Origin of the sequence: Catenulispora subtropica (assembly GCF_039531675.1) — a bacterium.
Lineage (GTDB): Bacteria > Actinomycetota > Actinomycetes > Streptomycetales > Catenulisporaceae > Catenulispora > Catenulispora subtropica.
Window position 1 is genome coordinate 1 of the sequence record NZ_BAAAQM010000020.1, and the last position, 26,239, is coordinate 26,239.

General features: G+C 72.6%; 23 protein-coding genes, 1 pseudogene and 1 riboswitch. Of the genes and pseudogenes, 7 read left to right on the forward strand and 17 right to left on the reverse strand.

The genetic code is table 11. From position 1 onward, the window contains the following. The 3 genes and pseudogenes from ABD466_RS18505 to ABD466_RS18515 form a co-directional block, all read left to right on the forward strand. A pseudogene (locus tag ABD466_RS18505) lies at window positions 1-733 on the forward strand (hypothetical protein); the annotation flags it as partial. Between the two features lie 19 nt (window positions 734-752). Beyond that, window positions 753-1,094, forward strand: coding sequence for a hypothetical protein (locus tag ABD466_RS18510; RefSeq protein ID WP_344658329.1), 342 nt, complete (start codon window positions 753-755; stop codon window positions 1,092-1,094). A gap of 231 nt (window positions 1,095-1,325) precedes the next feature. Then, the gene (locus tag ABD466_RS18515; RefSeq protein WP_344658330.1) at window positions 1,326-2,345 is read left to right on the forward strand and encodes an acetamidase/formamidase family protein; all 1,020 of its coding nucleotides are present in this window, start codon (window positions 1,326-1,328) and stop codon (window positions 2,343-2,345) included. A gap of 4 nt (window positions 2,346-2,349) precedes the next feature. On the opposite strand, the gene ABD466_RS18520 is transcribed toward ABD466_RS18515, so the two are convergent. Then, window positions 2,350-2,868 (reverse strand): hypothetical protein, encoded by a 519-nt coding sequence (locus ABD466_RS18520; RefSeq protein ID WP_344658331.1) that lies wholly within the window; start codon window positions 2,866-2,868, stop codon window positions 2,350-2,352. A gap of 122 nt (window positions 2,869-2,990) precedes the next feature. Here ABD466_RS18520 and ABD466_RS18525 point away from each other — a divergent pair, with 122 nt between their 5' ends. Continuing rightward, complete coding sequence (locus ABD466_RS18525; protein ID WP_344658332.1) at window positions 2,991-3,947, forward strand: ArsR/SmtB family transcription factor; 957 nt, start codon at window positions 2,991-2,993, stop codon at window positions 3,945-3,947. A 137-nt stretch (window positions 3,948-4,084) separates the two neighbouring features. Here the strand turns inward: ABD466_RS18525 and ABD466_RS18530 are convergent, their stop codons facing one another. Continuing rightward, window positions 4,085-5,602 carry a cobyric acid synthase gene (locus ABD466_RS18530; RefSeq protein ID WP_344658333.1) on the reverse strand — a complete coding sequence of 506 codons (1,518 nt, stop codon included), beginning with the start codon at window positions 5,600-5,602 and terminating at the stop codon, window positions 4,085-4,087. Beyond that, on the reverse strand, window positions 5,599-6,486 hold the full coding sequence (locus ABD466_RS18535) for a LysR family transcriptional regulator (protein ID WP_344658334.1): 888 nt from the start codon (window positions 6,484-6,486) through the stop codon (window positions 5,599-5,601). Before ABD466_RS18535 ends, ABD466_RS18530 begins: the two co-directional genes overlap by 4 nt. 99 nt (window positions 6,487-6,585) lie before the next feature. On the opposite strand from ABD466_RS18535, the gene ABD466_RS18540 reads away from it, so the two are divergent. The 3 genes from ABD466_RS18540 to ABD466_RS18550 are packed head-to-tail and all read left to right on the forward strand — an operon-like array spanning window position 6,586 to window position 10,556. Then, the gene (locus tag ABD466_RS18540) at window positions 6,586-7,515 is read left to right on the forward strand and encodes an EamA family transporter (protein WP_344658335.1); all 930 of its coding nucleotides are present in this window, start codon (window positions 6,586-6,588) and stop codon (window positions 7,513-7,515) included. A 21-nt stretch (window positions 7,516-7,536) separates the two neighbouring features. Further along, entirely contained in the window at window positions 7,537-9,774 is a 2,238-nt protein-coding gene (gene recD2, locus ABD466_RS18545; RefSeq protein ID WP_344658336.1) for an SF1B family DNA helicase RecD2, read from the forward strand. Beyond that, entirely contained in the window at window positions 9,771-10,556 is a 786-nt protein-coding gene (locus tag ABD466_RS18550; RefSeq protein ID WP_344658337.1) for a 1-aminocyclopropane-1-carboxylate deaminase/D-cysteine desulfhydrase, read from the forward strand. Before recD2 ends, ABD466_RS18550 begins: the two co-directional genes overlap by 4 nt. Here the strand turns inward: ABD466_RS18550 and ABD466_RS18555 are convergent, their stop codons facing one another. The 14 genes from ABD466_RS18555 to ABD466_RS18620 form a co-directional block, all read right to left on the reverse strand. Then, window positions 10,557-11,930, reverse strand: coding sequence for a TldD/PmbA family protein (locus ABD466_RS18555; RefSeq protein ID WP_344658338.1), 1,374 nt, complete (start codon window positions 11,928-11,930; stop codon window positions 10,557-10,559). Then, complete coding sequence (locus tag ABD466_RS18560; RefSeq protein WP_344658339.1) at window positions 11,927-13,363, reverse strand: TldD/PmbA family protein; 1,437 nt, start codon at window positions 13,361-13,363, stop codon at window positions 11,927-11,929. The genes ABD466_RS18555 and ABD466_RS18560 overlap by 4 nt, the downstream gene beginning before the upstream one ends. Before the next feature lie 22 nt (window positions 13,364-13,385). Continuing rightward, complete coding sequence (gene cobC / locus ABD466_RS18565) at window positions 13,386-14,429, reverse strand: Rv2231c family histidinol phosphate aminotransferase CobC (protein ID WP_344658340.1); 1,044 nt, start codon at window positions 14,427-14,429, stop codon at window positions 13,386-13,388. Beyond that, the gene (locus tag ABD466_RS18570) at window positions 14,422-15,309 is read right to left on the reverse strand and encodes a sirohydrochlorin chelatase (RefSeq protein ID WP_344658341.1); all 888 of its coding nucleotides are present in this window, start codon (window positions 15,307-15,309) and stop codon (window positions 14,422-14,424) included. Before ABD466_RS18570 ends, cobC begins: the two co-directional genes overlap by 8 nt. Then, window positions 15,306-15,920, reverse strand: coding sequence for a precorrin-8X methylmutase (locus ABD466_RS18575; protein ID WP_344658342.1), 615 nt, complete (start codon window positions 15,918-15,920; stop codon window positions 15,306-15,308). The genes ABD466_RS18570 and ABD466_RS18575 overlap by 4 nt, the downstream gene beginning before the upstream one ends. Further along, the gene (locus tag ABD466_RS18580; RefSeq protein WP_344658343.1) at window positions 15,917-16,105 is read right to left on the reverse strand and encodes an ATP-binding protein; all 189 of its coding nucleotides are present in this window, start codon (window positions 16,103-16,105) and stop codon (window positions 15,917-15,919) included. Before ABD466_RS18580 ends, ABD466_RS18575 begins: the two co-directional genes overlap by 4 nt. Then, complete coding sequence (cobJ, locus tag ABD466_RS18585; RefSeq protein WP_425558677.1) at window positions 16,102-17,841, reverse strand: precorrin-3B C(17)-methyltransferase; 1,740 nt, start codon at window positions 17,839-17,841, stop codon at window positions 16,102-16,104. Before cobJ ends, ABD466_RS18580 begins: the two co-directional genes overlap by 4 nt. Further along, window positions 17,823-18,998: a precorrin-6y C5,15-methyltransferase (decarboxylating) subunit CbiE gene (gene cbiE, locus ABD466_RS18590; protein ID WP_425558678.1), complete on the reverse strand. Its 1,176-nt coding sequence runs from the start codon at window positions 18,996-18,998 to the stop codon at window positions 17,823-17,825. The genes cobJ and cbiE overlap by 19 nt, the downstream gene beginning before the upstream one ends. Next, entirely contained in the window at window positions 18,995-20,173 is a 1,179-nt protein-coding gene (locus ABD466_RS18595) for a cobalt-precorrin-5B (C(1))-methyltransferase (protein WP_344658344.1), read from the reverse strand. The genes cbiE and ABD466_RS18595 overlap by 4 nt, the downstream gene beginning before the upstream one ends. Beyond that, the gene (gene cobM / locus ABD466_RS18600) at window positions 20,166-20,972 is read right to left on the reverse strand and encodes a precorrin-4 C(11)-methyltransferase (RefSeq protein WP_344658345.1); all 807 of its coding nucleotides are present in this window, start codon (window positions 20,970-20,972) and stop codon (window positions 20,166-20,168) included. The genes ABD466_RS18595 and cobM overlap by 8 nt, the downstream gene beginning before the upstream one ends. Then, entirely contained in the window at window positions 20,969-21,715 is a 747-nt protein-coding gene (gene cobI, locus ABD466_RS18605; RefSeq protein WP_344658346.1) for a precorrin-2 C(20)-methyltransferase, read from the reverse strand. The genes cobM and cobI overlap by 4 nt, the downstream gene beginning before the upstream one ends. Beyond that, window positions 21,712-23,070, reverse strand: a complete 1,359-nt coding sequence (locus tag ABD466_RS18610; RefSeq protein WP_344658454.1) for a cobyrinic acid a,c-diamide synthase CobB — start codon at window positions 23,068-23,070, stop codon at window positions 21,712-21,714. The genes cobI and ABD466_RS18610 overlap by 4 nt, the downstream gene beginning before the upstream one ends. A 77-nt stretch (window positions 23,071-23,147) precedes the next feature. After that, window positions 23,148-23,768, reverse strand: a complete 621-nt coding sequence (gene cobO, locus ABD466_RS18615; RefSeq protein WP_344658347.1) for a cob(I)yrinic acid a,c-diamide adenosyltransferase — start codon at window positions 23,766-23,768, stop codon at window positions 23,148-23,150. Beyond that, complete coding sequence (locus ABD466_RS18620) at window positions 23,768-25,846, reverse strand: putative cobaltochelatase (RefSeq protein WP_344658348.1); 2,079 nt, start codon at window positions 25,844-25,846, stop codon at window positions 23,768-23,770. Before ABD466_RS18620 ends, cobO begins: the two co-directional genes overlap by 1 nt. An 87-nt stretch (window positions 25,847-25,933) precedes the next feature. Next, window positions 25,934-26,060: riboswitch (cobalamin riboswitch) on the reverse strand. Between the last annotated feature and the right edge of the window lie 179 nt (window positions 26,061-26,239).

The window sequence follows — 26,239 nt, forward strand, 5'->3', positions numbered from 1 at the left end:
CGCGGCGACGGCGCTGGCGGCGGCACCGCTGGCGGTGTCGGCGCTGGCGGCGTGCGGCGGTTCCAGCTCCGCCGAACCGGCCGCCGCGGCCGCCACCACGAGCGCGGCGCCCGTCCCCTCGACGTCGGCCTCCACCACGGCTTCGCCCCCGCCTTCGCACTCGTCGTCAGCGCCCTCCAACGCCCCGTCCACGTCGAGCGAGCGCCTCGCACCCGCGCTGCTCCGCTTGGAAGACCTCCCCTCCGGCTTCCGCTCCGAGCCGCTGACCGCTCGCAACCTGCCCTCGCTCATCAAGGGCTGCGCCGGACTGGAGGTCCTGCAGCAGGGCGACATCGCCGACCAGGCGCAGGCCGAGTGGACCAAGGGCGCCCTGGACGACTACGTCGACGAGGCGATCATCCAGCCCAAGGGCGAGACCGCGGCGGCCCTCGTGGACAAGGCGGCCAAGGCGCTGAACGACTGCGGGTCGGTGAAAGTGGTCGAGGAGGGGCTGTCGGTCACCCTGCACGCCACACCGCTGGATCTGCCGAAGATCGGTGACGCCTCGCACGCGTGGCACACCAGCGCCAAGTACGGCTTCGGGTCGATGGAGATGAACGTCGTGCTGGTCCAGCAGGGCGATCTGGCGGTGCTGATCGCCCAGGCCCGGATCAACGGCCAGTCGAAGACGGACCTCACGCTCACGGCGGCTGAAGCCGCAGCCCAGCGCGCTGCGGACTTCCAGAAGAAGTGAGTGGTCCTACGATCAAGACATGCCTTCCAAGCCCGAACCCAAGAAACGCCCGCTGCACCTGATCGGCGAGCTGCCCGCGGCCCTGCCGGCGGACAACGACTCGTTCTTCGGCCTGGAATCCATCGAGGACCCGCTGCAGCTGCTCTCGCGCAGCACCGAGCTGGCCGACGCGTTCCGGTCCTCGGCGCGCCGCGCCGAGAACTACCAGGCGGTGGCGGCGGCCCGGCTCACCGACCCGCGGCGCTTCGACCGGATGCCGGTGGCGGACCTGGCGCTGCTCACGGGGTGGACCGAGGAGTACGCGGCCAAGATGGCCGAGTACGGCCGCACCCTGGTGGACAAGGGCGCCCCCTGGGACTGAGGCCCGCAGCCCACTCCGGCGCCGGCGCGGTGTCGAGCGTCGAGCGTCGAGCGTCGAGCCGATCAGAGCTCCGCGGCATCGGGCCTGTTAACTCTGGCCCCGACCGCGGTCAGCTCCGTCTTCACGGGCCACCCGGCCACACCGACGCCGAAGCCCTCGCCGAGGAACTCGGCTCGGCCTCGTGAAAAGGCGTCATTCCCCGGGGGCGGGTCCGTCTGCCAGAGTGCTGTCATGGCGAACTCGCTCTCGGTCCGTACGTTCACCCCTACCGCCGATGAATACGTCTGGACGTTCGGCGGCGCCCCGGCGCTGGCCCGGGTAGCGTCCGGAGACGTTCTGGAGCTCTTCACGGAGGACTGCTTCGCCGGCCGCGTCCGGTCGGAGAAGGACCTCGTGACGGAGGTCTGCGAGTTCCCCTTCCTGAACCCGCAGACCGGTCCCTTCTACGTCGAGGGCGCCGAGCCCGGTGACACGCTCGCGATCCACTTCATCGCCATCGAGCCGGCGCGGGACTGGGCCGCGTCGACGACCGTGCCGCTCTTCGGCGCCCTGACGTCCACCCACACCACCGCGACCCTCCAGCCGCCGCTGCCCGAGCGCGTCTGGATCTGGCAGCTGGACCGGGAGCGCCGCACCTGCCTGTTCCGCGCCAAGGACAGCGACGTCGAGATCGAGCTCCCGATGGATCCGATGCACGGCACCGTCGGCGTCGCGCCCGCGAACCTCGAGGTCCGCTCCGCCCTCGTCCCGGACGCGCACGGCGGCAACATGGACACCCCGGAGATGCGCGCCGGCGTCACCTGCTACCTGGGGGTGAACGTCGAGGGGGCGCTGTTCAGCCTCGGCGACGGCCACGCGCGGCAGGGCGAGGGCGAGACGTGCGGTGTGGCGGTGGAGACGGCGATGAACTCGGTGATCGCGATCGAGCTGGTGAAAGGGGTCCCCACCCCGTGGCCGCGCCTGGAGTCCGACTCCTACATCATGACCACGGGCTCGGCACGCCCCCTGGAGGACGCCTTCCGCATCGCCCAGCTCGACCTGGTGCAGTGGATCGCCCGCGACTACGGGCTCAGCGAGCTGGACGCGTACCAGCTGGTGACGCAGGCGGTGGAGTCACCCCTGGCGAACGTGTGCGACACGAACTACACGTCGGTCGCGAAGATCCGCAAGGAGTACCTGCCCGCCGGGACCTCGGCCTACGGCGTGCACGGCCTGTTGCGGCAGCGTGCGGCTGAGTACCGGGCGGGCTGACGGGTCACGCCACCGCCGCGCAGACGTCGGTCACCTGCGTCTGGTGCAGAATCGCGTCCTGTTTGGCCGGCGACACGGCGATGACCGAGCCGCCGCTGAGGATGAACTCGCCCTTGGCGTGATACGGGTTGCCGGCATGGATGGTGACGCCGATGTTGTCCGGGACGGTCCACAGGCTCCAGCCGGTGGGCAGGTTGTAGAGAGTTCCGGCTCCGCTCAGGTCGCCGTCCATGTGGGCGCCGGTCGTGGCGTTGGTGAAGCGGGCGATCAGCGGCCCGCGGAAGTCGGTGCGCAGCGGGGTGCCGTCGGGGTTGGTCACCGCGACACGCTCCTCGACGCCCTGGGTGGGGAAGTCGACCTTGAGTTCGAACGAGCACACGTCACCCGCGGCGTAGTCGCGTGGCGCGTAGGTGACCGGTGTCCAGCCGTCCGATCCGCTCGTGGTGTCGGCGGAGGCCAGCGCCGGAAGGCCCGCCACCAGCAGGCCCGCCGCGCTGACGGTGCCGAGAAGGCGAAGTCGCATCGTCGTTATCCCTTCGAGACAGTCGAATCCGCGTCCTGACACCCGCGGATCTCGTCTTCCACTCTGGGAGCTCCGCCGCGTCGGGGCCATCGGTTCGGCCACCGCTGAAACGTGAGGACGACATGCGTATCCATTTCACCGGCGAGGACCTCCTGCGCATCCGGTACGCCGAGGAGCCCGCACCGCTGCTCGAACTGAGCCTGGCCCTGGCCTCGCTGCACCGGCCCAACGCCGACCCGGTCTTCACCCGGTGGCGCCGCGAACAAGCCCGGGCGCTGGCCCCGCCGGCGCGGGCCCTGCTCGACGTCATCCCGCCCTGCGGACGCGGCCCGCTGTTCCTGGACCCCGTCATCCCCGACGTCCACGAAGCCTTCGACGAGGTGGCCCACTCGCCTCGGCGCCAGGTGCGCAAGGAGGTGGCTCGCGCCGTCAGCTTCGGTCGTCCCACCACCACCTGGACACGGAACCTGGCCGCCCAGGACCATGAGACGTGGCGCGACTTCCTCACCGCCCTCCACATCGCCTACAACAGCGTCCTGATCCACTCCTGGCGGCGTCTGCGAGCCGGCTTCCACGCCGAGGTCACGTGGCGTACCAGTCGCTGGGGCCGGCTGGGTATCGGGGCGGGCTTGGAGTCCATCTGGCCGGGCTCCCGCTTCGAAGGCACGGTCTGGCACCTCGCCCCGGAGAAGAAGGTCGACGTCCATCTCGACGGCAGCGGGCTGACTCTGTATCCCACCTCGCTGTGGAGCGGAGCGCCTCTGATGGGCCCGTACCCGGACGGATCCAGGTACTTGATCTACCCGGCGCTGACTCCTCTCCCGCTGCTCCCGGAGCCGCAGGCCATCGACCCCCTCGGCACCCTCCTGGGCCGCACCCGCGCCCATGTGCTCGAAGCGCTCAGCGAACAACGCACCACCGGCCACCTCGCCAAGGACCTCGGCATCAGCGCCGCCTCCGTCTCCCAGCACGCGTCGGCCCTGCGCGAGGCGGGTCTGATCGTCACGCGGCGCGAGGGGAAGGCGGCCTGGCACGAGTGCACGGCCCTGGGGGCGGAGTTGCTGCGGACGAGCCACTGACCCGCGGCGCCGCGGCCATGTACGCGTTCAGGAACGAGGACGGGAACAGGTTCGAGGTTGTGCAGGAGACAGGCTGATCGCGCGCATACGGCCCGGATGGTGATCGCTGCTCGCAACCGCCACCGGTCGGCCTCCCGTCAGCCCCCAGCGCCTGGAGCCAACAACGGCAGACCCGTCGGCGCACCGCCTTCGATCAGCCGCGCCAAGCGGTCGGTGTCGAGATGCTCCTCGACCGCGTCCCCCAGCCGGTCGAGCTGCTTCTCACGCTCCGCGGCGAACGAGACCGACGGGTCGGCCTCGAACCGCAGGCCGCAGACCTCGGCGACGTGGGTCAGGTACGCCCGGCGGAAGCCGTCGCTCTCCAGCGCGCCGTGCCAGATCGTTCCCCACACGGCGCCCTCGCGGCAGCCTTCGAGCGCCGCGCCCGACGCGTCCGTGAACACGGTCTCGCCGCCGGTCACGGCGACCTGTCCGTTGTGGATCTCGTAGCCGTCCACCGGTTGCCCGAGGCCATGGCCGCTGGAGCGGGTCAGAGTCTTGACAGGATCGAACACCGTCCGCACCGGGAGAAGCCCGAGCCCTGCGACGGTCCCCCGGCGTGACTCCACCTCGTCCTCGATCTCCGTACCGAGCATCTGGTAGCCGCCGCAGATCCCCAGAATCGGCATCCCGCTCGCGGCACGCTTCGCCAGCGCCGCGTCCAGCCCTCGCTCCCGAAACCACGCCAGATCCGCCACGGTGGACTTCGTGCCCGGCAGCACCACCAGGTCCGCCGACTCCACGGCGGCGGCGGAGGCTGTGAACTCCACCTCCACGCCCGGTTCGATGGCCAGTGCGTCGACATCGGTGAAGTTCGAGATCCTCGGGAACCGGACCACGGCGACGCGGAGCTTCGGGCCGCTGGAGGAGCCGTGGTCCCGGTACGCCTCGATCGGCAGGGCGTCCTCGGCGTCGAGCCGGAGGCCCGGGAGCCAGGGGACGACGCCCAGCACCGGGCGGCCGGTGAATCCCTCGATCTGCCGCAACCCCGGGGTCAGCAGCGACGGGTCGCCCCGGAACTTGTTGACGACGAACCCTGCGATCAGGCGCTGGTCCGCCGCGTCCAGCAGGGCGACGGTCCCGTGGAACGCGGCGAACACGCCGCCCCGGTCGATGTCGCCGACGACGATGACCGGCATCCCCAGCGGCTGGGCCAGGCCCATGTTGACCAGGTCGCCGTCCCGCAGGTTGATCTCGGCCGGCGATCCGGCGCCTTCGCAGACCACGACGTCGAACCGTGATTTCAGGTCCTGATACGCGTCGAGGACGGCGGTCCGCAGAGCGGGCTTCAGGTCCTGGTACGACGTGGCGGAGGCCTCGGCGAAGACCTCGCCCATCAGCACGACCTGGCTGGTCCGATCGCTGCCCGGCTTCAGCAGCACCGGATTCATGGCCACCTCGGGCTCGGCCCCGGCGGCCTGGGCCTGCATCACCTGGGCGCGACCGATCTCCGCCCCGCCGCCCGCCCCGACCACCATCGAGTTGTTCGACATGTTCTGGGCCTTGAACGGCGCGACGGACACGCCCTGCCGCTTCAGCCACCGGCAGATCCCCGCGGTGATCAGGCTCTTACCGGCATCGGACGTGGTACCCGCGACGAGCAGAGAGCCGATCATCGCACCAGCCTAGCCGCGGCCTCGCTCAGAGCCGCCACGACCTCGGGGTGCTCCGCCCCGGCCCGCATCGCGATCAACGAGACCCGGCGCGGCCAGTCCTCCTTCAGGGGCACCAGCACGACCCCCTCCGGAACCTCCGCCGGAACCCCCAGCGTCGGCAGCAGCGAGACCCCGAAACCGTTCGCGATCAAGGCCAGTGCGGCGCTGAAGTCCGTGGCCCGGTGGCGTCCCCGCGGCTGGAACCCCGCGTCGGCACAGATCGCCGACACCTGGTCGTGGCACGACAGCCCTTCGGCCGCCAGCACGAACGGGTCCTCCACGAGGTCCGTCAACGACACCGTCCCGGCGCCGGCGAACGGATGGTCCTCCGGCAGCGCCGCCACGTAGATCTCCTCCAGCAGCGGCATGATCTTGATCCGCGGGTCGCCCAGCAGCGGCCGGTTCGGGGCCGCCATCACCACGGCGATGTCGATCGACCCCTCGATCAGCCGCGCGACCGACTCCTCGCTCTCCGTGTCCGAGATCTCGAAGCCCCACTCCGGATGCCTGCCCCGCAACGCCTTCATCGCCGGCGCGACGACGGCCATCACCGCCGTCGGGAAGCCCGCGATCCGCACCGTCATCGGCGCCGGGGACAGGGCCCGCAGATCCGACTGGGCCCGCTCCAGCTGGGCGAAGACGGCGTCGGCGTGCGCCACCAGCACCCGGGCCGCATCGGTCAGCACCACGTTCCGGCCTCGTCGTTCCAGCAGCTCACAGCCGGTACTCTTACTCAGGACGGCCAACTGCTGGGACACTGCCGAGGGGGTCAGGTACAGCGCCTCGGCCGCCGCCACCACGGTTCCGTGGTCGGCCAGCGCCCGCAACGTTCTCAGCTGCCGCACATCGATCATTCTGACCACGCAACCATTCAGTCGGCCTTAACGGTGTGTCGCAAAATCATTCGCTGGTCCTGAACGATAGCGCGGCTGGACACTGGCGTCATGCGTAATCCCCGCCACATCGCCCTGGCTCTCGCCATCGTCGCCATCTGGGGCGTCAACTTCGTGGCCATCGGCTACGCCCTCGAAGGCTTCCCGCCGATCCTGCTGGCGGCCCTCCGTTTCGCCCTCACCGGCCTCGCCGCGCTCGTCGTACCCCGGCCGAAGGAGGTGCGCTGGTACTGGGCGGCGGGCATCAGCGCGTTCATGTTCTTCGGCCAGTACGTCCTCCTCTTCACGGGCATGGCACACGGCATGCCCGAGGGCCTGTCCTCCCTCGTCCTGCAGTGCCAGGCGCCCTTCACCGTCCTCGCCGCGGCCCTGCTGCTCCGGGAGCGCACCGGGCTCCGGCAGCTGCTCGGCATCACGGTGGCCATCGGCGGCCTGGTCGTCATCGGCGCCGGACGCGGCGGCGCCGTCCCGCTCGGCTCGCTCCTGCTCGTGATCGGCGCGGGCGCCTCGTGGGCCGTCGGCTCGGTCTGCAACCGCAAGGCCGGGGCCGAGAACGGCTTCGCCCTCATGGTCTGGGCCAGCCTCTACGCCGCGCCGCCATTGGCCCTGGCCTCCCTGATGGCCGACGGGCCGCACAAGATCGGCCACGCCCTCACCCACGTCCACCTCGCCCCGGTCCTCGGCCTGCTCTACGTCGTCGGGCTGTCGACGTTCGTCGGCCTCGGCGCGTGGGTGGTCCTGATCAGCAAGTACCCGGCCTCGTCCGTCGCGCCCTACACCCTCGGCGTCCCGCCGATCGGCATGCTCGCCTCGGCGGTCGTGACCGGCGAGCGGATGAACGCCCTCGAACTGGCCGGCGCCGCCGTGGTCCTCGTCGGTCTGGTCGCGATCGTCTGGCCGCGCCGGGAAGCCCTGGGGATCGTCGCGAATCCGTCCCTCCCCACGGCTAAAGTCGAGGAGACCGCCGCAGCCGCCGCCTAGGACCGTCGCGAGGAGGACTTCTTGGACGCACTCGACACCCTCAGCGAGTCCCACGTCCCCGGCCTCGCGGTCCTGGAAGGCGTCCTGGAGCGCATCACGTTCGCCAACGAGGAGACCGGCTACACCGTCGCCCGCGTCGACACCGGCCGCGGCGCCGGCGACCTCCTCACCGTCGTCGGCGCCCTCCTCGGCGCCCAGCCCGGCGAATCGCTGCGGATGCGCGGCCGCTGGGGCTCGCACCCCCAGTACGGCCGCCAGTTCACGGTCGAGAACTACACCACCGTCCTCCCGGCCACCGTCGCCGGCATCCAGAAGTACCTGGGCTCCGGCCTCATCAAGGGCATCGGCCCGAAGATCGCCGAGAAGATCGTCGCGCACTTCGGCGTGGACACCCTGACCGTCATCGAGGAGTCGGCGGCCCGGCTCGTCGAGGTCCCCGGCCTGGGTCCGAAGCGCACCAAGCTCATCGCCGCCGCCTGGATCGAGCAGAAGGCCATCAAGGAGGTCATGGTCTTCCTCCAGTCCGTCGGCGTGACGACCTCGATCTCGGTCCGCATCTACAAGGAGTACGGCGACGCCTCCGTCGACGTCGTCAAACAAGAGCCCTACAAACTCGCCTCCGACGTCTGGGGCATCGGTTTCAAGACCGCCGACGCGATCGCCGTCGCGGTCGGCATCCCGCACGACTCCCCCGAGCGGGTCAAAGCCGGCATCCAGTACGCGCTCTCGCAGAGCTCCGACGCCGGCCACTGCTATCTGCCGCGCGAGAAGCTCCTTGAAGAGTCCGTCAAGATCCTCTCCGTCCCCGCCGAACTGGCCTCCACCTGCCTGGACGAGCTCATCGCCGCGGAAGGGGTCGTCGCCGAGGACATCCCCGACCCCGACGGCTACGACCCGGACGAGCCGATCCGCGCCGTCTACCTCGTCCCCTTCCACCGCGCGGAGGTCTCGCTCGCCGCCCAGCTGCGCCGCCTCCTCGAAGCCCCCGACGACCGTCTGGGCTCCTTCGCCGCCGTCGACTGGGACAAGGCCCTGGCCTGGCTCCGCGAGCGCACCGGCGCCGACCTCGCCCCCGAACAGACCGAGGCGGTCAAACAGGCCCTCACCTCCAAGGTCAGCGTCCTGACCGGCGGCCCCGGCTGCGGCAAGTCGTTCGCCGTCCGCTCCATCGTCGAGCTCGCCCGCGCCAAGCGGGCCCGCGTCGTCCTGGCCGCGCCCACCGGCAAGGCCGCCAAGCGCCTCACCGAGCTCACCGGCGCCGACGCCATGACCGTGCACCGCCTGCTGGAACTCAAGCCGGGCGGGGACGCCGCCTTCGACCGCGACCGGCCGCTGGAAGCCGACCTCGTGGTCGTCGACGAGGCCTCGATGCTGGACGTGCTGCTCGCCAACAAACTCGCCAAAGCCGTCGCGCCCGGCGCGCACCTCCTGCTCGTCGGCGACGTGGACCAGCTCCCCTCGGTCGGCGCCGGCGAGGTGCTGCGCGACCTGCTCGCCGCCCCGCGCGTCCCCCGGGTGCGGCTGACGCAGGTGTTCCGCCAGGCCCAGCAGTCCGGCGTCGTCGTGAACGCCCACCGCATCAACTCCGGCAAGCCCCTGGAACTGGACGGTTTCAACGACTTCTTCCTCTTCGTCGAGGACGAGACCGAGGACGCGGCCCGGGTCGCCGTCGAACTCGCGACCACGCGCATCCCCCGCCGCTTCGGCTACGACCCGCGCCGGGACATCCAGGTCCTCACCCCGATGCACCGCGGCCCGGCCGGTGCGGGCACGCTGAACGGCCGGCTCCAGGAAGCCCTCACGCCGTCCGAGCCCTCGCGCCCCGAGAAGCGCTTCGGCGGCCGCACCTTCCGCGTCGGCGACAAGGTCACCCAGATCCGCAACAACTACGACAAGGGCAAGAACGGCGTCTTCAACGGGACCGGCGGTGTCATCACGGCGCTGTCGGTGGAGGATCAGACCCTGAGCGTGCGCACCGACGAGGACGAGGAGGTCTCGTACGAGTTCACCGAACTCGACGAGTTGCAACACGCCTATGCCATGACCGTGCACCGGTCGCAGGGCTCGGAGTATCCGGTGGTCGTGGTCCCGGTGACGATGAGCGCCTGGATGATGCTGCAACGGAACCTGCTCTACACCGCCGTCACCCGCGCGAAGAAACTCGTGGTGATCGTCGGCTCGAAACGCGCGCTGGCGCAGGCGATCCGCACCATGTCCGCCGGCAAGCGCTTCACGGGACTGGACCACCGCCTTCGATGACCGGTCCCGAACTGATTCTGCGCTTCGACAGCAACAAGCCGCGCAAGCTCAAGTACAACCTCGCCGCCGCCCACCAGGCCGGCGCCACGACGCTGCTCACGTTCGGCGGCGCGTACTCCAACCACATCCGCGCCGTGGCGGCGGCCGGACGCGCCGAGGGCTTCAAGACGATCGGCGTCATCCGCGGCGAGGAGCACCTGCCGCTGAACGACTCGCTCGCCTTCGCGGTGTCCCAGGGAATGCGCCTGCTCTACATGGACCGCGGGGCCTACCGCGCCAAGAACTCGGAAGGCACGCGCCGGTTCCTGGAGAGCGTGTTCGGCGACTTCTTCCTCATCCCGGAAGGGGGCAGCAACCCCAGGGCCGTGAAGGGCTGTGCGGAGCTTCCCGGCGAGATCGCAGAACCCTTCGACGTCATCTGCTGCCCGGTCGGCACCGGCGGCACGCTCGCCGGGATCGCCGCGGGACTCGGCCCGGGACAGCGCGCGATCGGGTTCGCCGCGCTCAAGGGCGGTTTCCTCACGCGCGAAGTCGAGAAGCTCCAGCGGCAGACGTACGGGAAGGTCTTCGACAACTGGCACGTCGAAGACGGCTTCCACTTCGGCGGCTACGCGAAGATCCCCCGGGAGCTGGACGAGTTCGCGGCCCGCTTCGGCGCCGAGCACGGTTTCGAGGTCGACCGCGTCTACGTCGCCAAGATGCTCTCCGGCCTCACGGCGATGATCGAGGCCGGGAGGTTCGCTCCCGGCACTCGCGTCATCGCCGTCGTCACCACGGGCTGATCACCCGCTGGCGCCCCCGGTGAAGTTCCAGCCGGCCAGCCGCAGCGCCGGCGCCATCGCCGACTGCACGCCGTACTTCGACGCGAACGCCGGAGCGTGGCTGCCGATGCCCAGCACCCGTCCCGGCGCCAGGGCCTCCGGATAGGACTGCGTGAACCGCAGGTTCTTCACCGGCCGCGTGATCTCGCCGTCCTCGATCAGCCAGACCCCGTTGCGCGTGAGGCCGGTCATCACCAGCCGCCTCGGGTCCAGGCACCGGGTGTACCAGTGGTCGGTCACCAGCAGTCCCCGCCGCACGCCCGCGACCAGCGCCATGACCGCCGAGTCCGCCGCCGGGCCGTCGACCTCGGCCGGCGGGGCACCGGCACTCGGCTCCAGCCGCAGGTTGATCGGCTCCGCGCCGTTCACCGCGCTCTCGGCGTCCGCGTGCCCGGTGCTCGCGACGCCGGCCTCCAGCGCCGACCGCCGGTCGTGCACGACGGCCGTCGTCTCGCCGTCCCGCACCAGCACCAGCCGGTCCCGCGGCGTGCCCTCGACGTCGAAGACCGCTCCGGCGGCGGGGCCCGACAGCGGATCGTCGACGAGCGTCACCGCCGGGTCGAACTGCGGCTCGCCCAGCCGCACGAACGTCGTGCCCTCGTTGAACGCCTTGCCGTTGAACCCGTACCCGCCGAGCACCCACAGCACGTCGCTCACCGCGGTCGGCTCCAGGACGACCTCGTACTCGCCCGGCTCGATCTCGACCGGGTCCTGCGACGCCAGGGCCTTGGCCCGGGCCCGGGCCCCGAGCGCCGCGCCGTCCAGATCGGCGATCAGCCGCGACGCCTGCCGCGAGGCGCCGTCGGACGTCGGGGTCTTGGCGATGCCGTCGAGGACGGCCTCGACGACCGTCCCGGACGCCGCCTGCCCCTCGGAGTTCACATACGTCGTCACGACCTTGCGGTTGCGCGCGAACCCGGCCGCGGTGAGCCCGCCGGCCGCTTCGATGTAGGCCCTCACCTGCTCGGCGCGCACCTCCGGCGCCGCTTCACCAGTGGCGGGATCGGGTTCGGCCAGGAGCTTCGGAAGCTCCGCGGGCCCCGACAACCCGGCCCAGCCCGGATCGGCCGGCGAGACCCGCGCCGCCGCCACCGTGCGCTCGACCAGGGCCGCCAGACCGGCGTCGTCCGTCACCGTGGTGGAGTTCACCGCGGTGCGCCCGTCGACGTGGATCCGCAGCGTGACGGTGTCGGCTTCGCGGGCGATGTTCTGGTGGATGTACGAGTTCGCGAAGCGCGTCAGCGCCAGGTGCTCGCGCGCGACGTTCACATCCACCTCCGCGGACCCGCCGGCGGCTCGCCGCGCCGCCTCCAGCACCTGCTCGGCGATGCTCATCCGCGCACCCCCACTCGCACGTTCCGGAACCGGGCCGGCGCCGCCGGATGCCCGGTGTGGCCGATCTGCCCGGGCTGGCCCTTGCCGCAGTTGGGCGTGCCCCACGCGACGATCTCGCTGGAGAGCATGTCCATGCTCTGCCAGAACTTCGGGCCGATGCCGGTGTAGGTCGGGTTCTTCAGCATGCGGCCGAGCTTGCCGTTCTTGACCTCGTAACCGACCTCGCATCCGAACTGAAAATTGAGGCGTTTGTCGTCGATGCTCCAGGACCGGTTCAGATCCATGAACACGCCGTCGTCCGTCTCGGCGATGATCTCGTCCAGCGTGTGCGGCCCGGGCTCCAGACCCACGTTCGTCATCCGCACCATCGGCAGGGACGCCCAGTCCATCGACCGCACGCTGCCCGCGTAGTCGAGCCCGGCCACCGCCGCGCTCTCCCGCCCCGCCAGCACCCCGGTCCAGATCCCGTTCCGGACGGCGTCGCGCTTGCCGGCCTTGGTGCCCTCGTCGTCGTAACCGAACGAGCCCAGTGCCCCGGGATAGGTGGCGTCCACGACGATGTTCATCAGTTCGCTGCCATACCGGAGCTTGCCGAGTTCGGCGAGGTCCAGCCACGAGGTGCCGGCGTAGGCGGCCTCCCAGCCGAGGATGCGGTCCAGCTCGATGGCGTGGCCCACGGACTCGTGGATCTGCAGCGCCAGCTGCTCGCCGCCGAGGATGAGCGTGGTCTCGCCGGAAGGACACTGCGGAGCCCGCAGCAGGGCCTGGGCCTCGTCGGCGACCTGGGCGGCGTGGGCGGCCAGGTCGAGTTCGGTGACCAGTTCCCAGCCGCGGGTGCCGTACTGGCCGCGGCGGGAGGGGTAGGAACGGACCTGCGTCTCGCGCTCGCCGACCGCGGTGGCCGAGATGCCGCCGCCGCACTCCCGGATGTGCTGGTCGATGCGGTGGCCCTCGGAGGAGACGAACCACTTGCGGGTGTCCCAGATCTGGTACAGGCCGGTGGCGACATCAGCGCCCTGCTTACGCATCTCGGCCGTGGCCGCGGTCAGCAGGTCGCCCTTGTCCGACAGCGGCACCGCCAACGGATCGACGTGGCACTCGCTGGCCCAGGTGCCGACCTCGGGGTCGGCGGGGATCATCGCCGCCGGGCCGGGAACGCGGGCCGAGGCCCGCGCGATCTCGACGGCGCGCCGGCCGGCCTCGCGGGCGGCGGCGGGGTCCAGATGCGGTGTCGCGAAGAAGCCCCAGCTGGAACCGACCAGCGCCCGTACGCCCACCCCGACCGTCTCGCCCTGGTCCAGCGCCTCCACGGCACCGTTGCGGGCGGACATGGACTCGGTGCGGCGGTGCATGACGCGGGCGTCGGCGTAGCGGGCCCCCAGCGCGAGCGCGTGCTCCACGGCCGCGTCGGCCGCATCGAGGTAGCTGCTCATGGGCTCGACCCTATCCCGGGCATTACCGCCGCGTCGCGGTCTGGCGCTTCCAGAGGTCGATCAGCGTGTCGGTGGCGGCGCGGTCACGCACCGCGATGCGGAGCCAGTCGGGGCCGAGGCCCGGGAAGGTGTCCCCGCGCCGGAGCGCGACGCCCTCGGCGCGGAGCCGGTCGCGCAGGGCCGCGGCCCGGGGCGTGTGGACGAGCACGAACGGGGCGCGCGAGACGGCCGGGACCGTGACGTCCGGCAGTTCGGCCAGGCGCGCCAGGAGGTGGTCGCGATCCTGGTCGGCCTGCTTGGCGAGGGTCTCGGCCTCGGCGACGGCGTCCGGTTCGCAGGTGGCCCGCGCGGCGATGAGGCCGAGCGACGAGACGGACCAGAGCGGCTGCGCCTCGTGCAGAGCCCTGATGATCGCGGCCGGGCCCAGGACGTAGCCGACGCGGAGTCCGGCCAGCCCCCAGGTCTTGGTCAGGCTCCTGATGACGACGACGTCCGGGTGTCCGGCCAGCGTCTCCGGCTCGCCGGGGACGGCGTCCATGAACGCCTCGTCGACGACCACCGTCCGGCCGGGCCGGAGCAGCCGGGTGACGGTCTCGGCCGGATGCAGGACGGAGGTCGGGTTGGTCGGGTTCCCGAGCATGACGAGGTCGGCGTCGGCGGGAACGGCTTCCGGGTCGAGGGTGAAGCCGCCCGCGAGCACGTGCCGATCGACACGGTGTCCGGCGGCCAGCAGCGCCGCCTCGGGCTCGGTGAACTGCGGGTGCACGACGACCGCGCGGCGGGGTCGCAGAACCCTGGCCAGCAGGACGAAGGCCTCCGCGGCGCCCGAGGTGAGCAGCACCTCGTCGACCGTGCGGCCATGGCGCGCCGCGATCGTCCCGGTCGCGGCGCGGGCGTCCGGGTACGCCGCCAAAGTGTCGAGGCCCGCGGCCAGCCGGTCACGGAGCCAGCGCGGCGGTTCGGAGAGGCGGACGTTGACCGCGAAGTCGTGGCGGACCGGCACGGCGGCGTCGCGGAGCTCGGCGTCGCCGTGATGCCGGAGGCCGGGAGCCGTGCGCTCACCCATGGGAGTGGGAGTGGTGGTGGCCGTCCTCGTCGGGGTGGTGGTGCGGCGCCTGCATCGCTCCCACCTTGTCTTCGAAACCCGGCATGGTGATGCGGTAGACGCAGGTGTCGCAGTTCATGCGGATGTCCCCGGCGACCGCCTCCGCGTAGCGCTCCAGAACCAGGTCCGCGAGCTCGTCGCAGTCCCCGATGACCGGCGCGACGGCGTAGCCCGCCGCCTGCTCCACGATCCGGTCCGGCAACACGCCCCGGAACAGGAAGTAGGGCAGCACCACGATGCGCTTCGCACCGAGCCGGCGGCAGCGCTCCAGTCCCTCGGCGACCGAAGGACGCGCGAGCGAGACGAAGGCCGTCTCGACCATCCCGATGCCCCGTCCCTCCCACAGCAGCCGGGCGGCCCGGTAGACCTCGGCGTTGGCGTCGGGATCGGTGGAGCCGCGGCCGACGAGGAGCACGGCGGCGTCGGCGCGCTCCTCGCGCGGCAGCACGGCGTCGAGGCGGGCTTCCAGCAGCGTCAGGATCGTCGGATGCACGCCGAGCGGACGTCCGTAGGCGAAGGACAGTCCGGGGTGGCGGAGCCGCTCCCGGTTGAGGGAACCGGGGATGTCACCCTTGGCGTGGCCGGCCGCGACCAGGACCAGGGGCACGGCCGCCAAGCGGCGGTGCCCGGCGGCGACCAGGCGGGTCACGGCTTCGCCGACCGGCGGGGCGGACAGCTCGATGAAGCCGCCGTCTACCGCCTCGGCCGAGGCCCGCAGCGGAGTCGCGGCACCCGTCGGGGCGCCGACGGCGCGGCGGGCCACGCGTTCCACGAAGGCCCGGAAGTCGGCCGCGCCCTCGGGGTCGCGGGTGCCGTGGCCGACGATCAGCAGGGCGGTCATCGCGGGTTGCCTTCTTTCACCAGGTCTTCGTAGATCAGGGCGTTGAGCGCGGCGGCGGCGACGGCCGAGCCGCCCTTGCCGGAGACGTTCGACACGGCCGGCAGGCCGGACTCGCGCAGCGCCGCCTTCGACTCCGCCGCGCCGACGAACCCCACCGGCAGGCCGACGACCAGCGCCGGGCGGGCTTCGGCGGCGATCGCGATCAGCTCGAACAGCGCGGTCGGCGCGCAGCCGACGACGTAGACGGCCCCCGGTCCGGCCCGCTCGGCGGCGAGCCGGAGGGCGGCGGCCGAGCGGGTGATGCCGAGGTCGGCCGCCAGCCGCGGCGCGGCCGGGTCCTTGATCGCGCACAGCGTGTCGCGGCGGGTGATCCCGGCGGCGACCATCTCGACGTCGGCCACGATCGGAGCACCGGCCGCCAGCGCCGCGGCGGCCTGCCGCAACGCGGCTTCGTCGGTGACGAGGTCGGACGCGTAGTCGAAGTCGGCACTGGCGTGGATGACGCGCTCGGTGACAGCCCTCGTGTACGGAGGCAGGCCGGAGGTGTCCAGTTGTGAGCGCAGGATCCGGTAGGACTCGGCCTCGATGGGGTGGACGCTGCGGGCGGTCATGAGGCTGTCTCCACGAGCGTGATGGCGTCGACCGGGCACACCTCGACACACTCGCCGCAGCCGGTGCACCGGTCGGGACGGACCAGCAGGGTGCCGCCGTCGGGGCGGATGGCGTGTTCGGGACACGTGAGCAGGCACGCGCCACAGCCCTGGCAGGCCCCCACCTCGGCGATCAGGATGCTCATGAGGTCTCGCTCCAGGTGTAGCCGCGCGGCGTGACCATGCGGCCGGCGGCGACGCGGGTGTGGGAGCTGCCGACGAGGACCACCGTGTACATGTCGACGTCTGCCGGGTCGAATTCGCTCAGGGTGCTGATCCACGCGCGTTCACCGGGCCGCGAGGCGTCGCGGACGCAGCCGATCGGCGTGTTCGGCGGACGGTGCCGCCGGAAGATGTCGAGGGCGTGGCCGAGCTGCCAGTCCCGGCCCCGGCTGCGCGGGTTGTAGAAGACGGTGACGAAGTCGCCCTCGGCGGCGGCGGTGACGCGGCGCACGATCGCGGGCCACGGCGTGTGCAGGTCGGACAGGGAGATCACGGCGTGGTCGTGGCCCAGCGGGGCGCCGAGGATGTTCGAGGCGGCGAGCGAGGCGGTGATGCCGGGGACGCCGACCACGTCGACGTCGTCGAGGTCGGCGAACAGGTCGAGGGCGGGACTGGCCATGGCGTAGACCCCGGCGTCGCCCGATCCGACGAGGGCGACGGCTCGGCCGGACCGCGCGGTCTCGACCGCGTCCTTGGCCCGCTCCTCCTCGCTGCCCAGGCCGGTCGCGCGGACTTCGGCGCCGGGGCGCAGGAGGTCGCGGATCTGGTCGAGGTACTGGTCGAGGCCGATGACGACGGAAGCGCGGCGCAACTCGGCCACCGCGCGGGGGGAGACCAGATCGCGCGCGCCCGGGCCGAGGCCGATGAGGGCGAGGCGACCGCGGACAGCGAGCCGGGCGACGGCTGCCGTGGCCATGGCGGCCCGCCCGGTGTCCGGCACGCTCTTGGTCTTGGGCACGATCAGTTCGGCGAGCGGGCGGTTCGGGCCGTCGTAGCGGGCGGCGGCCTCGGAGACCGAGGGCGTACCGACTTCGGCGAGCACGACAGAGCTCGGATTCGGGACGTCGACGGCGGCGAGTTCGGGGGCGGGGTGGAAGACCACGGGCCAGTCACGGCGCCGAGCGGCTTCCAGGATCCCGGCTTCCCCGGCCTTGGCCTCGACCGATGCCAGGCGGGCCACCGATGCTGCGGAGAGTCCGCCGGCGGCGAGCGCACGGTCGACCGCGTCCAGGACTTCTTCGGCCGTCACACCGCGCGCGGCGCCCACTCCCACGACCAGGGACGGCGGCCGGTAGACGAGACCTTCGGCTTCCGTCGCGTCGCTGATCGAGATGAGCGCTTCGGTCTCGCCTTCGCGGATGTCGAGAGCGGGCAGGGGCCAGTCCTCGGCGCCGACCACGCCGACCGGTGCGCCGGAGAGCAGTTTCACCCCGACTGGGGCGAGCAGCTCCGGGTTCTCGACTCGGAAGCCCAGATCCGCTCCGTAACCGTCGAGCGCTTGGGCGCCCGCGGCGTCCGACGCCGTCGTGATCACCGGCGTGCAGCCCAGCACGGCCGACACGCGCTCGGCCAGTTCGTTGGCGCCATGGTGGCCGCCCAGGACCGCGACCGCGTGACGCAGCGCCTCGTCGACGCAGACCACCGCCGCATCAGTGCTCTTGCGGCCGAGCGACGGCGCCAGCGATCGCACGGCGGCGCCCACCGCCAGGAAGGCGACCACGGCGTCGCAGTCCTCGAACGCCGTCCGGAGCTCTCCCGCGCCGCCGTACTGCCGCACCTCGTCCGGCCAGGCGGCGGCCAGCGTCCGCGCCGCGCGGCGGCCGGCGGCGGTGGCGGCGACCACGCCGATCAGCTTCTGGTTCAACGTCGTTCTCCCCATAGCAGGAACACGGGATTGGCGGCGGCGAAGCGGTGGGTGTCGCCGGGCAGGGCGGACAGGCGGGAGGACTGGAGCAGCACGCCGTCCACGGTGCGGCCGGCCTTCGTCAGAACACTGATCGTCTCCGGGACGCGCTCGATGGCGGCCAGGGCCACGACCACCGTCTCGGCCGGGGTGTCGGCGCACGCGGCGATCACTTCGGCGCCGCCTCCGCCGACGAACACGGCGTCCGGCTGCGGAAGGCTGTCCAGGGCGCTCGGGGCGTCCGCGACGACGACTTCCACAGCCACGGCGTGTGCGGCGGCGTTGGCCCGGATCCGGTCGCCGGACGCGGCGTCGTGGTCGACGGCGACGACGGCGGCGCCGAAGCGGGCGCACTCGACGCCCACGGAGCCCGAACCGGCGCCGATGTCCCAGACCAGGCGGCCGGGGCGCGGGCCGAGCTTGGCCAGGGCCAGCGCGCGGACCTCGGACTTGGTGATCATCGAGTCGCGGTGGGCGAACGCCGACTCCCCCAGCGCCCACGCGCCGGGGACGCCCTGGAAGCCGGCCAGCCAGCCGCGCTCGGACGTCAGCCGCGACTCGTCCAGGCACAGCAGAACGTGCGGGTCTTCGAACTCCGCGTGCGCGGCGGCGTGCGAGCTGAGGATCTCCACCCGCTGATCGGCGTGCCCGAGTCGCTGGGCGACGACGAACGTCCGGTCCGGCAGGGCGGTCCCGAGCTCCCGCGCCCCGGCGCCCGGGCCGGTCAGCACCGCCACCTTCGGGAACGCGCGGCAGACGTTGGCGACCGGGCGCAGGTCCCGGCCGTGCGCGCTGACCACCACCGCGTCGTCCCAGGACATGCCGATCGCGGCGAAGGCGGCGGCCACGGACGAGGCGGCCGGCAGCACGGTGAGGTCGAGCCCGCGCTCGCGCAGGGTCCTGACGATCCCGAAGAAGCCGGGGTCGCCGCTGGCCAGGACGCACACCCGGTCGTACGGCGCGATCTCGTCGAGCATCTCGTCCAGGCGCACGAGATGGTGCCTCTTCGCCGTCGGCGGCACGCCCACCTCGTCCAGGATGCGTGCGGTGCCGACGACGAGTTCGGCGGCGTCGACCGCGGCGCGGGCGCCTTCGGACAGCGGGGTGCCGTCGAAGCCGATCACGGTGATCACGAGCGGGCCACCACTTCGCGGCCGCTGAAGTCGACCATGACGACCTCGGCGCGGATCGCGCCGCCGCACTCGTCGGCGGCGAAGCGTTCCAGGACGGCGGCGACCCGGCGGCACAGTTCGCCGCCGGCCACGCCGAGCAGTCCGGCCGCGTCCCAGAGCTCGTATCCGTGACGGGCGGTGTTGGCGACGGCGACCTCGGCGGCCAGGGCGGCGGAGCCGCCGACGGCCGAGGTGATGTCGCCGAGCAGCGAACAGTCCACCTTCGACCGCGTGTAGTGGGTCATCAGGACGCCCGCGCCGAGTTTGGTCAGCTTCCCGGCCATGCCGACGAAGACCACGCGCCGCACACCGTGCTCGACGCAGCGGCGGATCGCCGCGCCGGTGAAGTCGCCGACCTCGACGAAGCTGACCTCGGGCAGCTCCGGGAACAGCGCCATCGCGCCCTTCTCGGTGCGCCCGCCGGTGCACAGGACGAGGACCGGGTCCTGCGACGTCTCCGCGGCCTGCGCGGCGAGCACCGACACCGCCTGCTCGACGCTGGCCCGCCACGCGGCGGTGGAGAACGGCCGGACGATGCCCGTGGTCCCGAGGATCGAGATCCCGCCGAGGATGCCCAGCCGGGCGTTGGTCGTCTTGCGCGCCATCACCTCGCCTTCGGGCACGGAGATGACCACGCTCAGCCCGCGCCCGCGCGCAGACTCCGGCGCGGAGGCGAGCGCCTCGGCGACGGAGTCCTCGATCATGCCGCGCGGCACGGGGTTGATCGCCGGGCCGCCGACCTCCAGGCCCAGGCCCGGCTTCGTGACGACGCCGACGCCGACCCCGCCGTCGAGGTGCAGCCCGCTCCCGGCGGGCAGCCAGGACACGGTGGCGGTGAGGTGCGCGCCGTGGGTGACGTCGGGGTCGTCGCCGGCGTCCTTGACCACGACCGCCTCCGCCCGGCCGGGCCGGGGCAGTTCACAGCGCGCGGTGGCGAACGTGACGCGGCGCCCCGAGGGCAGCGCGATCTCGGTCCACGTCTGCGGTTCGCCGGTGACGAGCGCGACGGTGGCGGCCTTCGCGGCGGCGGCCGCGCAGGCCCCCGTCGTCCACCCGGGGCGCAGCGCCTTCTGCCTGACCTTCATGGTGCGCGGGAGATCGGGCTCCCGGAGGTCGGGGACGTCTGGATCAGACATCTGCGACGCTTTCCAGCAACGCTCTGCGGGCCGCCTTGTCCGCGCGCCGGAAACCGTGGAAGTGGCCGGGGTGGTAGAGGTGCGAGCGGGTGCCGTGGGAACCGAGCGCCGGTCCGACGAGGAAGAGCGTGTGCTTCCAGAGCTTGCGGGACTTCACGGTCTCTTCGAGGTCTGCGATGGTGCAGTACGCGAGCTCTTCGTCCTCCCACGTCGCGCGGTAGGCGACGATGACCGGCGTGTCGGGAGCGTAGCCGCCTTCGAGGAGCTCGGCGGCGAGCTGGCCGGAGCGGGCGGCGGACAGGAACACCGCCATGGTGGTGCCGTGGCGGGCGAACTCGCGGATGGACTCCTTCTCGGGCATCGGCGTCTTGCCGCCGCCGAGCCGCGTGAGGATCACCGACTGGGCGACCTCGGGGATCGTCAGCTCGCGCTGGGCGATGGCGGCCACGGCCGAGAAGGCCGAGACGCCGGGGACGATCTCGGTGGCGAGACCCAGATCGCGGCAGCGGTCGAGCTGTTCCTGGACCGCACCCCACAGCGACGGGTCGCCGGAGTGGACGCGGGCCACGCGCAGGCCCTCGGCGGCGGCCCGCTCGTAGACGGCGACGGCGCCTTCCATCGGCAGCGCCGCGGAGTCCACGATCTCGGCGTCCGGCCGGGCGTGTTCCAGCACCTCTTCCTGCACCAGGCTGGAGGCCCAGATCACCACGTCCGCCTCGGCGATCGCCTTCGCGCCGCGCAGGGTGATCAGGTCGGCGGCCCCCGGTCCGGCTCCGATGAAGGTCACTTTCGCGGTCACAGCGCTCCCCCTCGTTCGCGTCGCCGCGCGGTGGTGATGACAGTGGACAGATACGGCGCGCCGGCGACCGTTTCGGGGGCCAGCTCCGCGACCGGGCCGACGACTTCCTCCGGCAGGCCGAGGGCGGCGCCGAAGACGGTCTGCCCGGTGCGGTCGGCCTCGGCGACGGCCGCGAGCATCTCGGGCAGGAACCGGCCGCCCTTGTAGGCGACGACCGTGTCGAACGACGCCAGAGCCTGTTCGTAGGCTTCGAGGCCGGCGGTCATCGGGAACAGCGCCAGCACCTCGCGGCCCTCGGCCAGCACGGTTCCGGATCGGGAGGCGAGGTCCTGCATCGCGGTGATGCCGGGGACCGTCTCCACGTCCGCCGAAGGCATCAGGGTTCGCACCGTCTGCGCCAGGTAGCTGAACGTCGAGTAGATGTTCGGATCGCCGATGGTGGCGAAGGCGATGCGCTCGGCGCCGTCCTCGAACGCCGCGACGACCTCGCGGGCGGCCTCATCCCAGGCGTTGAGCCGCTGCGCGGTGCGCCCTCCTCGGTCCGAGAGCGCGAAGGGCACAGCGCGGACCGTGGCGCCGTCGACGTGCGCGCGCACGGTGGCCTCGGCACGTCCCGGTCCTTCGGGACCGTCGGCGAGGACGGGCACGAACACGACGTCCGCCTCGCGCAGCACACGCACGGCCTTGACCGTCACCAGGTCCGGATCGCCCGGCCCGACGCCGACGCCCGTGAGCAGCCTCATGGCCGCACCCCGCAGCTCTCGACCAGCCGCCGGGCGATCGACGGCGTCCCGGCCCAGTGCAGGTGCAGGTAGGAGGCGTGGATCCGGGCCCCGGCGAAGCCCTCGGTGACCGGTCCGCCGTCGCGGCGCCAGTGCCAGGCCGGGGGCGAACCGGCCGAGGGGCTGACCGCCGTGCGGTGGAACTCGTGCCCCGACACACGGGTGCCGGCCGCGGCGAGCACGGACTCGGAGGCGGCGACCGCATGCCGGTAGCCGAGCGTGAGCCGGTCGGTCATCACGGCCTCCGCGTCCACGATCCCGCACATCGGCAGCCCGTCGAGGCTCTTGCCGAGATAGAGCAGTCCGGCGCACTCGGCGGCGACGGCGCCGCCGTAGCGCGCGAAGCGGAACATCGCCTCGCGCAGCGCCTCGTTCGCGGCCAGTTCGGGGGCGTGGACCTCCGGGAAGCCGCCGCCGATCACGACGCCGCCGACGCCGGCCGGCAACGCCTCGTCGCGCAGCGGGTCGAACGGGCACAGCTCGGCGCCGGCGGCGGTGAGCAGTTCGGCGTTCTCGGCGTAGGAGAAGGTGAACGCGGGCCCCGACGCGATCGCGATCCGGGCCTTGGCGCCGCGCCGGGGCCCGACCTCGACGGCCGGGTCCCAGGGTGCGGCCCGCAGCGGCGGCGCGGTGCGGGCGAGGCCGTAGACCTCGTCGAGGCGGATGCTCGTGTCGACGAGGGCGCCGAGGGCGGCGACGGCGTCCAGCGCCTCGGTGCGGCGTTCGGCGACCGGGACCAGGCCGAGGTGGCGCGAGGGAGCCGAGACCTCGGCGTCGCGCCGCAGCGCGCCCAGAACCGGCACGCCGATCTCGTCGAGCGCCTCGCTCAGGATCCGGTGGTGCGTCTCGGAGCCGACCCGGTTCAGGACGACCCCGGCCAGCCGCACCTCGGGATCGTAGGAGCGGAACCCGTGCACCAGGGCGGCGATGGAGCGGCCCTGCGCGGCGGCGTCGACGACGAACAGCACCGGCGCGTCGAGCAGCTTGGCGACCTGCGCGGTGGAGGCGAGCTCGCCCTCGCCGGTGGCGCCGTCGTAGAGGCCCATGACACCCTCGACGACGGCCAGGTCGGCACCCTCGGCGCCGTGCGCGAACAGCGGCGCGACGCGGTCGGTGCCGACCATGTAGGGGTCGAGGTTGCGGCCCGGGCGGCCAGCGGCCAGGGCGTGGTAGCCGGGGTCGATGTAGTCCGGGCCGACCTTGAACGGGGCGACGGTGAAACCGCGCTCGGTCAGGGCTTTGATGATGCCGGTGGCCACGGTGGTCTTGCCGTGGCCGGAGGCCGGGGCCGCGACGACGAGGCGGGGGATGGTCAGGCTGGCGGGAGCGGCCGGGCTGATCGAGCCGGTCGGTGCCCCGCCCGGTCCGGTCGGCGCAGTCCCCGGAACCGGGCTCACCACTCGATGCCCTTCTGGCCCTTCTGCCCGGCGTCCATCGGGTGCTTCACCTTGGTCATCTCGGTGACCAGGTCGGCGGCGGCGAGCAGAGCCGGCGCCGCGTCGCGTCCGGTGATGACGACGTGCTGCGTCCCGGGCCGCTCGGCCAGGGTCTCGACCACCTCGTCGACGTCGACCCAGCCCCACTTCATCGGATAGGTGAACTCGTCGAGGACGTAGAGCCGATAGGTCTCGGCGGCGAAGTCATGCTTGATCCGCTCCCAGCCGGCGCGGGCGTTCTCGGCCTGCAGCTCCGGGTCGCTGTGCAGATCGCGCTGGATCCAGGACCAGCCCTCGCCCATCTTGTGCCAATCCACCGGACCGCCCCGGCCGGTGGACTCGTGCAGCTCGCCGAGCGCCTTGAGGGCGTTCTCCTCGCCGATGCGCCACTTCGCCGACTTCACGAACTGGAACACCCCGATCGGCCAGCCCTGGTTCCACCCACGCAGCGCCAGCCCGAAGGCGGCTGTGGACTTCCCCTTGCCGGGACCGGTGTGGACGATCGTCAGCGGCCGGTTGCGCCGCTGCCGGGTGGTCAAGCCGTCGTCGGGCACGTATGCGGGTTGGCCCTGGGGCATCAGGCGGCCCTCCGGTCGGAGTGGGGGCGGTTGCTCTGCACCGCCGCGGTCAGCGTGTCCGCGGCCAGATCGGCGAGCCGGAGGCACTCGCCCCCGAGGTCGCCGGCCAGCCGGGCGGCCAGGCCCAGGCGGACCGGGCCGGCTTCGCAGTCCACGACGACCGCGGTGCCGCCGACGGACGCGACGGTGGTCGCGAGGTGACCGGCGGCACGGCGGGCGTCGGCCAGCGGGTCCTTCGCGCGCGAGGCCTGGGTCGCGCGGCCGTCGGTGACGACGACCACGAGCGGGCGGCGCTGCGGATCGCGCATCCGCTCGACGCGCAGGACGCCGGCGGCCTGGAGGAGCCCGGCCGCGAGCGGAGTGCGGCCTCCGGTGGGCAGGGTGGTCAGGCGCGCGGCGCCGGCGTCGACGGACCAGGTGGGCGGGAGGACGACGTCGGCCTCACGCCCGCGGAAGGTGACCAGGCCGACCTTGTCGCGGCGCTGGTACGCGTCCATGAGCAGCGACAGGATCGCGCCCTTGACCGCGGACATGCGCTGGCGCGCGGCCATGGAGCCGGAGGCGTCGACGACGAAGAGGACGAGGTTGCCCTCGCGGCCCTCGCGGATCGGCTCGCGGAGGTCCGCGGGCCGGAGGATCAGGGCGCCTTCGTCGCGGCCTCGGGACACCTGCTCAGGTGCGGCCGCTCGAACCGTCGCCACGAGGTGCAGCCCGCGTGTCCCGGGGCGCGCGCCGATCGCCCGGCCCGAGCTGGTCCGCGCCTTGGAGCGGCGGCCTTCGGCACCGCCGCCCACGCCCTCCACCTTCAGCAGGCGCGCCTTGAACGGCTCGCCCGGCATCGCAGGGCTCTGCTCCCGCGCCGCGCCGGACGGCTCCTGCCCGCCCGCCGAGGAGCCGGAATCGGCCACCGCCTGGCCGACCGGCTCCTTCTCCGCCTCGTCGTGCGACCGCTGATCAGATTTCTCCGGCCGCTCCGGCTCGGTGTTCCGCGCATCCGGAGCACCGCCGCCGGGCTGATCGTCGAGCGGGCCGCCGCCACCGGGCCCGTCAGGACCGGGATCAGGATCCTCGTCCCCGTCCCGCATCGCCTCGTCCAGTCGCTCCTCGTCCAGCCCCGGCGCGTCGAACGGGTGCCGGCGCCGCCGGTGCGGCAGCGCGAGCGTCGCCGCCCGCCGCACGTCCTCGGCGATCACCACGGTCCGGCCGGCCCAGGCCGCCAGCGCCGTGGCGGCGCGCGCCGTCACCAGGTCCGCGCGCATGCCGTCGACTTCGAAGGCGGCGCAGATCCGGGTGATCCGCAGCAGTTCCCCGTCCGGGAGCACCACGGAAGGGAGCAGTTCGCGGGCGGCGGCGATGCGCGCGGCGGTCTCCTTGTCGGCGGCCTCCCAGGCGGTGGCGAACGCCTCGGGGTCGGCTTCGTAGGCGAGGCGGCGGCGCACCACCTCGGCGCGTTCGGCCGGGTCGCGGCTGGCGCGGACCTCGACGGTCAGGCCGAAGCGGTCGAGCAGCTGCGGGCGGAGTTCGCCCTCCTCCGGGTTCATGGTGCCGACGAGGAGGAAGCGGGCGGAGTGCCGGACGGAGACGCCTTCGCGTTCGACGTGGGCGACGCCCATCGCGGCGGCGTCCAGCAGGAGGTCGACGAGGTGGTCGTGGAGGAGGTTGACCTCGTCCACGTAGAGGAGGCCGCGGTGGGCCGCCGCCAGCAGTCCGGGTTCGTAGGCCGCTATGCCGGAGGCGAGCACCTTCTCCAGGTCCAGCGATCCGACGAGGCGGTCCTCGGTGGCGCCGACCGGGAGCTCCACCAGGCGGGCCGGGCGGGAGTCGACCACCACGGCGCCGAAGTGCGGGCCGTCCGGACAGCCGACGTCGGGGACCTCGGGGTCGCAGGAGAAGCGGCAGCCCCGGACGACGTCGATCTCCGGCAGCACCGCGGACAGGGCGCGCACGATCGTGGATTTGGCGGTGCCTTTCTCACCGCGGACCAGCACCCCGCCGACGGCCGGGGAGACGGCGTTGAGCAACAGGGCCAGCCGCAGATCGTCGAGTCCGACCACTGCGGCGAAGGGGTACGGCGGCACGCCGAATCAGCTCCTCACGGGTGTCCACGCCCGACAGGTCAGGTAGCACAAGCACGCCGCGGGGGCGGCGTGCCGGGGACGGTCGGAGTCTCCTGACTCTCAGATCGCAGCGCCTCTCCCGCCTTCCCAGAACGTTGACGTTCCAGTGGCATCCCACGAAGAGGTGCTCCCTGATCACAGTGGCGGGACCGTTCCGGATTCACACCGGGATTCCTGCCGACCATCCTGCGTTGCAGCATCCCGCAGCGATCATCGGGCGTCAAACCGCGACCGGCCGGGCGCGCCGGGGCGCCTGGGCGCGCTCGTCCGGCGCCCGGTGGCGGGATGTCCGGATGTGTCTGTCAATGGGAAGGTGATCGAGCGAAAGCGCGGACCGCGCGTCCTGGGCGAATA